This is a genomic window from Cohnella herbarum (genome assembly GCF_012849095.1).
GTDB lineage: Bacteria > Bacillota > Bacilli > Paenibacillales > Paenibacillaceae > Cohnella > Cohnella herbarum.
Genome location: NZ_CP051680.1, coordinates 1,042,559 through 1,055,501, shown reverse-complemented (window position 1 = coordinate 1,055,501; position 12,943 = coordinate 1,042,559). Strand labels below are relative to the sequence as shown.

Below are 12,943 nucleotides of genomic sequence, written 5' to 3'. Positions count from 1 at the left end.
CTTGCCTGCGAATACCGAGACGAATACGCCTTAGCTCTTAACTGCGCCTAACGTCATTCCTTTAACGAAATACTTCTGAAGGAAAGGATAGACGACGAGGATGGGAACCGTGACGACGATGGTAATGGCCATCTTGATGGACTCCGGAGATACCTGGGCTATCATCTCGGTCAAGTTCTTGCCTCGGAAGCTATCGACGTTGGTTGTCGTGCTTTGAATGACTTTCATCAACTCGTATTGCAGCGTAGTCAGATGATCTTTGGAGCCGTTATACAAATAAGTGTCGATCCAAGAGTTCCACTGCCCAACCGCAATGAAGAGGGCTATCGTAGCAAGCGCCGGCTTGGTGAGAGGCAGGATCACTCGCCAATAAATCGTGAAATCGTTCGCGCCGTCCAGCTTGGCCGATTCCTGCAATGCGTAAGGAATTCCGTCGATGAATGAACGAATGACGAACACATTAAACGCGCTAACAAGTCCCGGAAGCACATATACGGCGAACGTCCCCATCATGTGGAGATCTTTAATCAAAATGTAGAACGGGATTAATCCCCCGGAAACGTACATCGTAAGAGCGAGAAACGTGGACACGAATTTCCGCCCCTGAAAATCTACCCTGCTTAAAGTAAAAGCGAGCATCGAAGCGCTTATCAATCCGAGAAGAGTTCCGATTACCGTGCGCAGAATGGATATTTTCAAGCCGGTCATCAAGCCCGAAAAAGCAAATATCGTCTCGTAATTCTTTAATGTAAATTGCCGAGGATAGATCGTAATCCCTCCGCGAACGCTATCGATTGAATCGTTAAGCGAGATGGCGAGTACGTTCAGAAACGGATATAAGGTAATGACGGTAACGAAGAGAATGAAGACGTACACGAAAATATCGAAAAGGCGATCCGTCCATGGCGTGCCTCTGGCTAATTTGATCGTTCCCATCGGGCCCCCTCCCTACAAGATGCTTTCTTTTGTTATTTTTTTGAACAATCCGTTCGCGGTAAAGAGGAGTATTACGGCCACGACCGAGTTAAACATATTGATTGCCGTACCGAACGAGTACCTGCCCATTCCCAAGCCGTAATTCAACGAATATAAGTCTAGCGTTTGCGAATAGTCGCGCACTAAATTGTTGCCTAGCAAAAACTGTCTTTCGAATCCGATACTTATCAAGTGGCCGATCGAAATAATAACAAGAATGATAATCGTGGACCGGATACCGGGAAGCGTGATGTTCCAAACCTGCTGCAGCCGACTTGCTCCGTCTACCTTCGCCGCCTCGTACAACTCCGGGCCGATTCCGGCGATCGCCGCGAGATAGATAATGGCGTTCCACCCCGTTTCCTTCCAAATATCGGAAGCGGTCACGATCCCCCAGAACAATTTGCCTTCTCCCATAAACTGAATAGGCTCCTTGATCAAATGAAGACCCATTAAAACATCGTTAACGATGCCGTTGTCCGTCGAAAGCATTTTCGTCACGATTCCCGCCGCGACAACCCAGGAAACAAAGTGAGGAAGATAAGAAATCGTCTGGGCAATTCTCTTAAACACTTGATGTCTGACCTCGTTTAACAAAATGGCAAAAATGATAGGGATAGTGAACCCGGCTATTAATCCCATGACGCTCATCGCGAGCGTATTGCGCAGCACCTGATAAAATTGCTCGTCCTGAAACAGTTCTTTGAAATAAGTCAGCCCTACCCACTTCTGGTCGAAAAACGAAATGCCCGGCTTAAATTTCTGAAAGGCCATCGTCCAGCCCCATAGCGGCAAATAACTGAATACGAATACCCAAGCAACGAATGGCAACGACATCAGGTACAAGTATTTCTGCTGCGCAAACACGTTCCAGAAAGATTTCTTCTTCCGAACCGGAACATAATCCGATGAAGTTGTTACCGCTTTCAACTGGATCCCTCCTTGCTTTATGTATTTATGATATCGGAAATAAAGCGCATACAAAACCCGTATAATTGAACATGAATTCATATGGAAATTGCACAATCGCGAAGCGAAACCCATTACTTTTTACGAAAGGAAGAGGGAGACACGCCCTCGTATTTTCTGAATTTGCTGTAAAAATAGTCCACGTTCGCAAAGCCGACCTTCTCTGCCACCTGAGCCACTTTAACCCCTTGATTCAGGAGCTCTTTCGCTTTCCTAATTCTCACTTTGTCGACAAAAGTATTGAAATATTCCCCTGTCGTCTTCTTGAACACCTTGCCCAAGTAGGCGCTATTATAATTAAAGACATCCGCTAACGTGTCCAGTTTTAGGTTCTCATGGGAGTTGCGTTCGATTAGATCAATCATTTTCTTCATATGAATTTCCATGCTCGCATTTCCTTCGCTAGGCATAAAACCGTTAAGAAGTTGAATCACATACCGTTTAAGGGAGTCGTACGGCGATTGTTTATAGATCTCGAGAATCCCCTCGGACAAAGGCTGTTTTCTTACCTCTATCTCGGGGCCGCTCTCCAGTAACCTCCCTCTTACGAGCGTGATCAATTTCGTGAATTGCAGCTTGATAGATTCCTCCGAGTACCCCTTCTCGATTAGGGTTTGACCCCAGTCCGAAACCAACTTCTCCACAACCTCTTCTTGACCGATCTTAATCGCAAAATAAAGCTTGTCGACAATCGATGCAGCGTTGAGAGGCTCCTCATTTTCGTGCTGAACCGGGATTCCGACGGGAGCGAAATCATCCGTAATCAACTGATCGGCAGCATAGAAAAACCGTAAATCCAGCAATTTTGCGGCCTTCTCATAAGAGAGAGCGATTTCGTGAAGCTGCTTGAAGCTGCCCCCCGAAGCTGCGGCAAACGTCATATCATGAGCCTGAGCTAATGCCGAAAGCTCTTCGTAGATCTTCTTTTTCGTCAAAGGGTGATGTAAATTTTCCTTAAGCATCAAGCAGAAGTAGGGCTCCATCCAGAACGAAATTCCCCTCTCCGCATCGTCGAATCGTTGTGAACAAGCCTGTTTGAACATCGTTCGCCCTGCGGAATCGATTTCTCGACGGTTTCTTCCCTGCAGTGTAATAAGCACGATTTCATAACCGTCCCAGACTAACTCCGCAGTCTCCGCATCTGCTTGATAATGACCGGCTTCGACCTGATCTCCTGACGCCAGCAGGGATTTTACCAGCAGCTCCTTTTTCGATCCTTCGTGCATATCCGCCCTCAGTTTATCCGACCTCTCCGCGTCCAGCACCGTTTTCAGCTGAATCAGATGTTCGGTGAGTTCCTCTTCGTCCACAGGTTTTAATAGATAGCCGGCGATATGCAAATTAATCGCTTTCTTGGCGTAAGCGAAATCGGCATACCCGCTCAAGATCAATACGTGAAATGGAATATCGCTGTAGTTGCGTAAAGCTTGAATAAGCTCTAATCCGCTCATTCCAGGCATACGAATGTCCATAATCAATAGGTTTGGGGCATACTGCTTAAATTTCTGCAATGCTTCTCTGCTATTCGAAGCCACGTCCGCCACTTGAAAGCCGTATTTTTCCCATTCGATTAAATTCCGCAGGCCTTCGCGAATCGTAGGTTCGTCGTCCGTAATTAATACGCTATACATGTAAACCGCCCCCTAAAGGTATCTTAAATCGAATGCTCGTCCCCGACTGCCAGCCGCTCCATATCGTTAACCCGTATTCCGAACCGTAAGACAATTGGAGCCTCATATGGACGTTTCTTAATCCGATCCGATGGAGCTCATCGTCTTCCTTGTCGTCAATGGATTTCAAGAGCGACTCCAACCTTTCCCGAGACATGCCTACACCGTTGTCATAAACTTCGACTTCAACGAATTTCTCGGACAATACGGCTTTAACGCGAACGAATCCTCCTTCTTCCCTTTCCTCTAGGCCATGAATGACGGCGTTTTCCACCAATGGCTGGATAATCAGCGGCAGTATAGGTACCGCTTCGGCAAGAGGATCAATCCGCAATTCATAAGCCAAACGATCTTCATAACGGAATTTTTGAATGTCCAAATAGCACCGAACCATATCGATTTCATTTCTCAGAGGTACGGTCCGATTTCCGGCTTCAAGATTTTTCCTCATCATCTTGCCGAGCAGCCGAACCACATTCGAAATATCGGACTGTCCCTTTAAGTGAGCTTTCATTCGGATCGATTCCAGCGCGTTGAATAGAAAATGCGGATTGATTTGACTCGCCATCATTTTGAATTTAATTTCGTTTTGCTTCGATTGAAGTTGCTCCTTCTGATGATTGGAAATCTTCACCTCGCTAAGCAACTCGTTGATACTGAACACCATAGCGTTAAATTGCCTGGATAGCTGACCGATTTCATCCTTTCCGTCGATATCCATGGCGATATCCAAATTCCCGGTAGCGGCTTTCGTAATGTATTTGCTTAATCTAAGCATTCGCTTGGACAATAGCGTCGAGAAACCGTAAATCATAATAAGAGCGACAAGCAAGCTGATCGATATCACGATAACGGCCATCCGGCTAATATAATTGGCGTCTTTAACGATGCTGCTGATGGAGACGACGGAAATAATGCGTATACCGTTCAAGCTTGAATCCGGATTGAGCGGTTCGATCTGAACCCGCGATGCTTCCCCGTCGATGACGGCTTGAAAGCTTCCGTTCTGCTTATCCATCACGCTGGGGTCGTAATGGATCTCTTTGAGCGTCTTCCCGATTCGCCCTGGCCGGTTGGCCGATACGATAAGGTTATTCTGATCCACGATCATCGTCTCGTAAGATTCTTGATTCAGAATAGAATCGAGCATTCTGGAGTTAACGTTAATAACGAGCGTTCCGTAGTCGTTTTTAGACAAAAAATCGATTTTGCGAATCAAGCTTAAATACTTTTGATGGTCCCGTTCGTCCTCGATGTAATTCCAGCTAATCAGTCCGCTGCTCTTGATCGCGGTTTGATACCAATCGGTTTCGATCACGGATTTGGAAGGTTGAATAAATTCCCAATTGTCCAGCAAAGTTTTATTGCTGATATAGAGACGGATGTTAGAGATTTCTTTGTAGAGGCGAATTTGATCCTTAATATCGGGATAGTTCTGATAAGCTTTAACGACATCGTATACGGTTTCGTATTCGCTCGTTGCCACATTCATCAATCGATTATCGGAGGATAAACGGTATGAGATGTCATACGCGACATTAATGACCTCCGTCGTTCTTTTCTTAACCCGTTCCAAGTTGATCGACGTTTGCTCCAGAGCGTTGTTAAGCGCTCTGTGATGAAGTTCTGTCGTAAGAAATACTCCGACTATCGTAATAGGAACGAATACTACCACTACGAACGATAGAATAAGCTTATTGCGAAGCTTCCAGTTATTGAAAATACCGATTAAGTAATGCATGGTGGCAGCGCTCCGTTTTCATCAGATAGCATTACATTTAATAATAATTTAGATCGTTATTCCCACTAAAGTGTAAGCGCTTCCTAAAATGAATTTTATTTATTGCTAAACCTATCACACAACATATACTCAGAAGTATAAATCAGCATGCTGCCTAAAAAACACTTTAAAATTTGACATGATTTCATATGAAAATTTCATATTTGGTTCCAGGGGAAACCGGTAATTGAATCGATTCATTTCCGTTCGTAAATCGCCTATAATTATTAAGGAATAATTTATTAGGGAGGTTTATTTTGTGGCTAACAAGGAAATGATCCATTCGGTTATTTTTAACCTTAAACATGCTAAAGGATCGGAAGAAGAAACCCGCTTCATCGAAGACGGGCGTTCGATTCTATCTTCAATCCCCGTTGTGAGAGATTTCAAGGTATATCGGCAGACAAGCCCGAAGAACGAATTCGCGTTCGGATTTTCGATGGCATTCGACAACGCGGCGGATTTCGAAGCCTATAACGCCCACCCTCTGCACGAGAAATTCGTCAAGGAACGATGGGAATCCGAAGTCGAGAACTTCTTGGAAATCGATTATCAAGAATAAAGCCTGCAACGCAAAGAGCTGTTCCGCTTAGATCTTCGGGATCTAAAACGGGACAGCCCTTTGCGTTTTATGTACATGGCATCATTTATCGCGATCTCATCCGTTACAGCATTGAATTCGTCGCGGCGATAACGAATTGTTCGAAAAAAGCATCGTCTTCTTCCAATCGTTCGTCTACCGCCTGAATTTCGTCTTCGCTTCCCGGTTGGTTGCTGAAATTCAGCGCGTAGCTCCAATTGTTTCTGCCGTTGTTGCTCTGAATCGTTACTTCGTACGGCTGCTTATGTTGCTCGACTTCGAACTGAACATGGCCGACGTAACCTGAATCTTCGCTTTGGCTCATCTTAGCGTTAAGGATGTTCACCTTCATTTCCTTTCACCCCCTAAACATGATACATTATGTATCCCAATTTTACAATACTCTAATCAATCTTGACATCTTTGGAGGAAGAAAACGACTAAATTACTGAGATAATGTATCATAATAAGCAGAAAACGTTTCCTAACCCCTTGACACGATACATTATGTATCATAAATTACTATTAGATACTCTATCTGGTGTCAAGGAGAAATTACGTATGAATATGGGAGAACGGCTGCGAGAATTGCGGCTTCGCCGCAAGATTTCGCAGGAAGAAGTAGCCCGGCATATCGGCATAACCCGTTCGGCATACAGTCATTATGAGATCAACAATAGACAACCGGTTTATGAGACGCTTATTAAACTGGCTGCCTACTTCGATGTGTCATTAGACTACATTATAGGAGGCAATCAACACAAATCAAAGTCCGAAATCGGCGGTATGCCGGATGCCAAAGAAATTCTGTCTTTATTTCAGCACATGAATCACGAGCAAAGGAAAAAATCGATTAATCTCATTACCGATTTCATGAGCCAAGAACGCAGAGTCAATGACAGCGGATAGCCTGATCCTTACTTAGCCGTCATCGGCAACAAGATTCGAAACGCGCTTCCGCCCTCTTGCGGGTTAAACGCGCTAATGGTTCCGCCATGCAATTCCACGATTTCCTTGGCGATCGATAAGCCTAACCCGCTTCCTCCCGAGGACGAATGACGCGACTTATCCTTTTTGTAGAACCGATCGAAAATGTGGGGCAGGTCGCCAGGCTCGATCCCCGCTCCACTGTCTTCGACTAGCACCTCAACCTGTGAATGAACCGAATCCGTACTCATCGTAATCCGGATGGTCCCGCCGTTAGGCGTGTACCTCACGGCGTTATAGAGCAGGTTCGCGAATACCCGATCCATTCGGAGAACGTCGATCGTGACTGATTCGCTTAGCGTTTCCTCTGGAGCCAGCGCGCACGAGAAATCGATACCTTTGGATTGCATCTCCATCTCGTACTGCTCGGTCAAACGTTCCTTCCAATCGGCTAGCGGGATGTTCTCCAGCGTGAGTTCGACTTTCTTCGCCTCCAGAACGGAAATGTCGAACAAATCCTGAATGAGCGAATTAAGCCCCTCTACTTTCGATAACATTAGCTTTATCGTATTGTCCCGTTGCGCCGGTTCGGAGATAACGTTGTCCTTCAATGCCTCCATGTAGCCTTGCAACAACGTGATCGGCGTCCGCAGATCGTGGGATATGTTACTTACGAGTTGCGTCCGCGATTGCTCCATCCGTTCCAACTCGACTTTCGCTTCTTCCAAAGTCTGGTACGAACGTTGCAATTCTTCCGTCCGTTCTTCGATCTTCTGCTCCAAAGAGTTGTTCCACTCGGTCAATTCGCTCGACATTTGCTCCGCCCGCTCGTACGTTAACGAGAATCTCAACGAAATGATAAAGGAATTCATAACGATGAGAAACAACAATCCGAATGGCAGTAGATCAATGGATATCCACCAGCCGTTATAGATAAGCATGTCGTTCACGATCGTGAGGACTAAACCCGCCACGCCGATTAAAGAAAGCCATGCCCCTTCCCTCTTGCGGTGGGCCGACAGCACTAAGCCTACAAGCGCCTTCGCGCTGAATATTAATATATAGACCTGAAACACCGGCAACCACGAAGTAAACGTAATCGGTTTCAGCAAGAGCACGCTTATGATCAATAGGGCAGCGATCCAACTGCTTAGCTTATACCATATCCGCTTAATCTCGCAGGAATACATCGATTGAAAAAAAGCAAAGCCAGCCCACCCTGCCGTCACGATTGAAATATACTCCAATCGGGTGGCAAACTCCCAGGTCATGACGTCGATCCATTGCAAAACGTACCCTTCGCCCATCAGCCCCATTCTTATTCCGACGAATAGGCATAAGATCGAGAACATGAAGTTCGCGACTTCTTTCCGTCGGACAATATAGAGCCCCATGTGGTAAAAACCGATCATGATCAAGCAGCCCAAGACGATTAATTCCTGAGCGGCATGCTTAGTCTGAAGCTTCTGAATATGATCTACATTGCCGATTACGATCTCTGTTCGGATACCGCCGTCCCTATGATCGAAATTGGCTACGATAAGCTCCAAATCCGTACGGTTATCGTTCGCGTTGAAGTATACGGTCGCAGGCAGCTGATAAGGAACGGTATCCCCGCCGTTCAGGCCGGCTATTCCGCGAGTCAATTCGATTTTGCCGTCGATCAGCAATTGATAAGCCGTAGAGATATTCGGCAATCGTATCGCCAGCATCTCTTTCTGCTTCTTATGCAGTATCGTTAAGCCGTATTTACCGCAACCTTGCCTTTTCAGCTCGGTTTCGTTGCTTGGATTCGTATTCCCCCAGATTCCCGGCACCTCGAGCGTAGACCCCTCGAAGCTCGTCTCCCCATCAAGCTTGGTTGGAGCTATCAACCACTCGAAGCTCCACTCTCCGTTTAGCGGAACGATGCCGTCCTTTTTCCATGACCACGAACTGAGATCGATGATCCCGTTCTCCGCTTTAGGTATCGGCTTGTCCGCTTGCGCTGAAGCCGTACAGCCGCTTGAGACAGCCCACAGAACCAATATGGCCAGCACCCGCCATGACGCCGATAACGCGTTTCGGGACACCTTGCACCCCACTCCTCAGCTCATCTTGACCCAACCGCTGCAATAAGTATTCGAACGTCATTGTAACGGTGCATTGATTACTCGTCAACGCTTTCGTTATAATAAGTCATCAAGACTCTTCAATGTGGGGGGAAAATAATGAAGAGTTCGGAAACTACGATTCTCGTCGTTGACGACGAACGGGAAATTACCGAATTGATAACCCTGTATCTCGAACGGGAAGGCTACGCCGTATATACATCCGATAATGGGTTAGACGCCCTTAGAATCGCAACCTCGCTCGTTCCGGATCTTATCGTATTGGACGTATCTCTAGGCAAGATGGACGGGATCGAGGTTTGCCGCGAGCTGCGCCAGGGAGCTTGCGCCGACGTGCCGATCCTGTTTCTAAGCTGTAAATCCGAGGATAGGGACATCATCCGCGGCTTATCGGAAGGCGGGGACGATTATATTACGAAGCCTTTCAGCCCTAGCCAGTTGGTTGCGAGAATTCAGGCGCATATTCGCAGGCGCAGAACACGGGAAAGAACTCCCGAAGACCAGGTCGCTCAGTTGTGCTTTTCCGGACTGGAGATCGATTTTAACAGTTTGGAGGTTCGATTGGAAGGCGAATTGATCGCGCTATCGGCCAAAGAATTCGAGCTTCTAAGCGTGTTAGCCCGGCAACCGAATCGAGTATTCCCACTGGAAGAGCTCTATCGTCGCGTCTGGCAGTCGGATAGCATGGGCGATACGAGAACGCTTATGGTTCATATCAGCAATTTAAGAAAAAAGATGGAGCTAGACCCTGCTCGACCGCGCTGGGTACAGACGGTACGCGGCTTCGGATATCGGTTCTGCCCGACGAACGCTTGCGACGAGCAAAGCGAAATACCTAATTGACGACAAAAGGACGAATCGAAGATTATGCAAATGGCACAGGATTGGCTAGACTACGAATTAATCGATACGGGTAACGGAGAAAAACTCGAACGCTGGGGCGATATCATTTTGCGGCGCCCCGATCCGCAGATTATTTGGCCGCTCAAGTCGGAACACGCGGATTGGAAACAAGCCGACGGCCATTATCACAGAAGCAGCAGCGGCGGCGGGCAATGGACGTACAAACGCTCCCTTCCGGAAAGATGGAACATCTCTTACGGACCGTTAAAATTCCATATTAAACCGACAAGCTTCAAACATACCGGCTTATTCCCCGAGCAAGCGGTTAACTGGAGTTGGATGATGAATAAAATCCGCGAAGCTAACCGGCCTATTCGCGTTCTTAATCTATTTGCTTACACCGGGGGAGCGACGGTAGCGGCCGCTTCGGCAGGAGCGGACGTATGCCACGTCGATGCGGCCAAAGGAATGGTGCAATGGGCGAAGGAGAACGCGGAGCTTTCCGGACTCGGTTCCGCGCCGGTACGTTATATTACGGACGATGTCTTCAAATTCGTGCAGCGCGAGGAGCGCCGGGGCCGTCAGTACGAAGCGATCATTATGGATCCTCCTTCATACGGACGCGGACCTAACGGAGAGACTTGGAAACTGGAAGAGAATCTATTTCCTTTCTTGGAATCCTGCATGGGAATTTTATCGGATAAGCCGTTGTTCGTGCTCGTTAACTCCTATACGACTGGACTATCGCCGACCGTTCTTAACAACCTGCTTAATCTGTCTATTCGTCGGAAATTCGGCGGCAAGCTAGATTGCGGAGAAATCGGCTTGCCTATTACCCGAAGCGGAATGACGCTGCCTTGCGGGATCTATGGGCGCTGGGAGAGCGAAGATTAAAGTGCCGATGAATAACTGTACGAGCGTGGATATGAAAGCTGAAAGATCGCTGGGGAGCTTCGGCCATAGCGTTAGCAATGTTAAGAGTTTATTGGCGATAAAAAAAGATGGAGTTCTGCGAGGAATGCGTCAAGCCGTGTTTGTCAGCTTCTGGTTGTTAGCGATCGTGCTAACGGCCTGTTCGAACGGCTCGCCACCTTCCTCTGCTCCTTCGCAGAAGCCGGCACTTCCGACGCCGACTCACTCTCAAGCTCCTTCCTCGCCCGCTGTGACGGCTTCGGAGGAGCCTGTCTCATCTCCGTCCTTACCCGCAGAGCCGGAGATCAGAGAAGCAACTTTGCTCGCGGTCGGAGACATCATGGTGCATATGCCGCAACTTCCGGCTTATTACAACGCCGCCAAACAGACGTATGATCTTAAGCCTTGGTTCTCGCAGGTGAAACCGCTCTTCCAACAAGGCGATTGGGTTATAGGCAATCTGGAAATGCCGATCGCCGGCAAGGATTTGAAAATTACCGGATATCCGCGGTTTAATTCGCCGATCGAACTCGCGGATGCGATTGCCGACGCCGGTATTCAAATGGTTTCTACCGCCAACAATCATTCGATGGACCGCGCGTTTCCCGGCGTGAAACGAACGCTTGCCAACGTGAAGAAAGCCGGCTTGGTCCCGATCGGAACGGCTGTTAGCAAGGCCGACCAACAGCGGCTGATCATCGAGGAAAGAAACGGCATCCGAATGGGTTTTCTCGCTTACACCTACGGCACGAACGGTATTCCCGTTCCTGAAGATAAATCGTTTGCCGTTAATCTGATCGATCCGGTCGTCATGAAGAAAGACATTGCGCGTCTTCGCGAAGCCCATGTTGACGTCGTTACGGTCTCTCTGCACTTCGGACTCGAATATCAACGCTTGCCGAACGAGCAGCAGACGAAATTAGTCCGCGAGTTGGTGAAGGCCGGGGCCGATATCATTCTCGGCTCCCACCCTCATGTCGTTCAGCCCTACGAAGAAATCGACATCCCTGCCTCGGAAGCAGATGACGGCATCTCGCGTCGCGGGATCGTCATCTACTCTCTCGGCAACTTCATCTCCAACCAGACCGGCAGCTGGAAAGACGTCGGTTTGATATTCGGAGTAAATCTAGTCAAAACAACTCAGCCGGATGGAACGTCATCGATTCATTGGAATAAGATCACGACCGAACCGACCTGGGTGCATATCGCGTGGAAAAATCAAAAACGGTATTATACGATCGTTCCTATGAACAACGCTCTGGCGAAAAAGAATATTCCCGGGCTCGCCGAGAAAGATTACGCCAAAATAAAGACGCTCTTGAGCGGCATCAACAAGCATCTCAAAGCTCTTCAACCTTCGCAGTCATGACCGGTTCGCTTAGGAGCCCCGTGCGTTCATTCGCTCGGGGCTTTGCTGTGATCCTTCAGAAATGCCCTCGATCCGCCCCGACCGCAATTTAGACTACCTGATGACAAGGAAGAAAAAAAACAAATAACCTGCAAGACCGCAACACGGTCCGACAGGTTATTCGAGCGAGCTCTGTGATTAACTCCTAAATAAAATCGCATTATCAGCCATCAAGATGAGATTGCCGAAGATTCGGAGTGAATTTGCTCGGTCTCTTTGGCCGAATCGGTTGCAACTTCATCCGCATTCGCGCCTGTAGCCGACGCGTTCTTCCGTTCGGTTGCCGCGAGAGACTCTCTTGTTCCGGCTACTTTGCTCATCAAATACACCAGTAGCTGACGGTTATGACTCGATACCAGTTCCAGCGAGCGGTTGACGATCGCGCTGCGAACGGCGACTCCCCTCTCCACTTCGGAGCGTCCCAGCTCCGTCATGGTTACCCATACGATCCGACGATCGCTGTCGTCCCTGTTTCTCTCGACGAGCCCTGCGCGCTCCATACGATCAAGGAGAGTCGTAATCGCGGCAGGCGTCGTTTCCAAATGCGGGAGCAAATCCGATGGCTTCATAGGCTCATGCGCTTGCAACAACTCGAGTACTTCCAGTTGGCCTGCAGTCAATTGCGGAGCAAGTTCCGCTTCCATCTGCGCGTTCCAATCCTTCGTGAGCTTCGTCCAGCTTTTCACAAAATCCGCCGTATTATCCATAGGTATGCCCCTTTCATCCCGAACATTGCCTTCTCCTTTATTATACTCAGGCCCTGTGTCG

At 48.0% G+C, this 12,943-nt stretch carries 12 protein-coding genes; 5 read left to right on the top strand and 7 right to left on the bottom strand.

Annotation, left to right across the window (positions count from 1 at the left end):
- Positions 1 to 30: 30 nt before the first annotated feature.
- From HH215_RS04415 to HH215_RS04400, 4 genes are all read right to left on the bottom strand, one after another.
- Positions 31 to 936, bottom strand: a complete 906-nt coding sequence (locus HH215_RS04415) for a carbohydrate ABC transporter permease (RefSeq protein WP_169278805.1) — start codon at positions 934 to 936, stop codon at positions 31 to 33.
- Between the two features lie 12 nt (positions 937 to 948).
- Complete coding sequence (locus HH215_RS04410; RefSeq protein WP_169278804.1) at positions 949 to 1,905, bottom strand: ABC transporter permease; 957 nt, start codon at positions 1,903 to 1,905, stop codon at positions 949 to 951.
- Between the two features lie 113 nt (positions 1,906 to 2,018).
- Positions 2,019 to 3,575, bottom strand: coding sequence for a response regulator transcription factor (locus HH215_RS04405; RefSeq protein ID WP_169278803.1), 1,557 nt, complete (start codon positions 3,573 to 3,575; stop codon positions 2,019 to 2,021).
- On the bottom strand, positions 3,568 to 5,355 hold the full coding sequence (locus HH215_RS04400; protein ID WP_169278802.1) for a sensor histidine kinase: 1,788 nt from the start codon (positions 5,353 to 5,355) through the stop codon (positions 3,568 to 3,570). The genes HH215_RS04405 and HH215_RS04400 overlap by 8 nt, the downstream gene beginning before the upstream one ends.
- A gap of 298 nt (positions 5,356 to 5,653) precedes the next feature.
- Between HH215_RS04400 and HH215_RS04395 the strand changes: the two genes are divergently transcribed.
- A complete protein-coding gene (locus HH215_RS04395; protein WP_169278801.1) occupies positions 5,654 to 5,956 on the top strand; it encodes a Dabb family protein in 303 nt (100 codons plus the stop codon).
- Positions 5,957 to 6,059: 103 nt separating this feature from the next.
- On the opposite strand, the gene HH215_RS04390 is transcribed toward HH215_RS04395, so the two are convergent.
- Positions 6,060 to 6,326, bottom strand: coding sequence for a hypothetical protein (locus tag HH215_RS04390; protein WP_169278800.1), 267 nt, complete (start codon positions 6,324 to 6,326; stop codon positions 6,060 to 6,062).
- A gap of 209 nt (positions 6,327 to 6,535) precedes the next feature.
- Here HH215_RS04390 and HH215_RS04385 point away from each other — a divergent pair, with 209 nt between their 5' ends.
- Positions 6,536 to 6,883 carry a helix-turn-helix domain-containing protein gene (locus HH215_RS04385; RefSeq protein WP_169278799.1) on the top strand — a complete coding sequence of 116 codons (348 nt, stop codon included), beginning with the start codon at positions 6,536 to 6,538 and terminating at the stop codon, positions 6,881 to 6,883.
- An 8-nt stretch (positions 6,884 to 6,891) separates the two neighbouring features.
- Here HH215_RS04385 and HH215_RS04380 read toward each other — a convergent pair whose 3' ends face one another.
- Entirely contained in the window at positions 6,892 to 8,973 is a 2,082-nt protein-coding gene (locus HH215_RS04380) for a sensor histidine kinase (RefSeq protein ID WP_169278798.1), read from the bottom strand.
- Between the two features lie 138 nt (positions 8,974 to 9,111).
- On the opposite strand from HH215_RS04380, the gene HH215_RS04375 reads away from it, so the two are divergent.
- The 3 genes from HH215_RS04375 (at position 9,112) to HH215_RS04365 (ending at position 12,136) form a co-directional block, all read left to right on the top strand.
- Positions 9,112 to 9,855 carry a response regulator transcription factor gene (locus HH215_RS04375; protein WP_169278797.1) on the top strand — a complete coding sequence of 248 codons (744 nt, stop codon included), beginning with the start codon at positions 9,112 to 9,114 and terminating at the stop codon, positions 9,853 to 9,855.
- Positions 9,856 to 9,879: 24 nt separating this feature from the next.
- A complete protein-coding gene (locus HH215_RS04370) occupies positions 9,880 to 10,749 on the top strand; it encodes a class I SAM-dependent methyltransferase (RefSeq protein ID WP_169278796.1) in 870 nt (289 codons plus the stop codon).
- 124 nt (positions 10,750 to 10,873) lie between these two features.
- Positions 10,874 to 12,136 (top strand): CapA family protein, encoded by a 1,263-nt coding sequence (locus HH215_RS04365; RefSeq protein WP_169278795.1) that lies wholly within the window; start codon positions 10,874 to 10,876, stop codon positions 12,134 to 12,136.
- Between the two features lie 209 nt (positions 12,137 to 12,345).
- Here the strand turns inward: HH215_RS04365 and HH215_RS04360 are convergent, their stop codons facing one another.
- Positions 12,346 to 12,882 (bottom strand): MarR family winged helix-turn-helix transcriptional regulator, encoded by a 537-nt coding sequence (locus tag HH215_RS04360; protein ID WP_169278794.1) that lies wholly within the window; start codon positions 12,880 to 12,882, stop codon positions 12,346 to 12,348.
- Between the last annotated feature and the right edge of the window lie 61 nt (positions 12,883 to 12,943).

Bases quoted from the DNA above. Each gene is read 5' to 3' on its own strand.
- HH215_RS04415 (WP_169278805.1), bottom strand. From the start codon at position 936: ATGGGAACGATCAAATTAGCCAGAGGCACGCCATGGACGGATCGCCTT.
- HH215_RS04405 (WP_169278803.1), bottom strand. From the start codon at position 3,575: ATGTATAGCGTATTAATTACGGACGACGAACCTACGATTCGCGAAGGC.
- HH215_RS04400 (WP_169278802.1), bottom strand. From the start codon at position 5,355: ATGCATTACTTAATCGGTATTTTCAATAACTGGAAGCTTCGCAATAAG.
- HH215_RS04390 (WP_169278800.1), bottom strand. From the start codon at position 6,326: ATGAAGGTGAACATCCTTAACGCTAAGATGAGCCAAAGCGAAGATTCA.
- HH215_RS04385 (WP_169278799.1), top strand. From the start codon at position 6,536: ATGAATATGGGAGAACGGCTGCGAGAATTGCGGCTTCGCCGCAAGATT.
- HH215_RS04375 (WP_169278797.1), top strand. From the start codon at position 9,112: ATGAAGAGTTCGGAAACTACGATTCTCGTCGTTGACGACGAACGGGAA.
- HH215_RS04370 (WP_169278796.1), top strand. From the start codon at position 9,880: ATGCAAATGGCACAGGATTGGCTAGACTACGAATTAATCGATACGGGT.
- HH215_RS04365 (WP_169278795.1), top strand. From the start codon at position 10,874: ATGCGTCAAGCCGTGTTTGTCAGCTTCTGGTTGTTAGCGATCGTGCTA.
- HH215_RS04360 (WP_169278794.1), bottom strand. From the start codon at position 12,882: ATGGATAATACGGCGGATTTTGTGAAAAGCTGGACGAAGCTCACGAAG.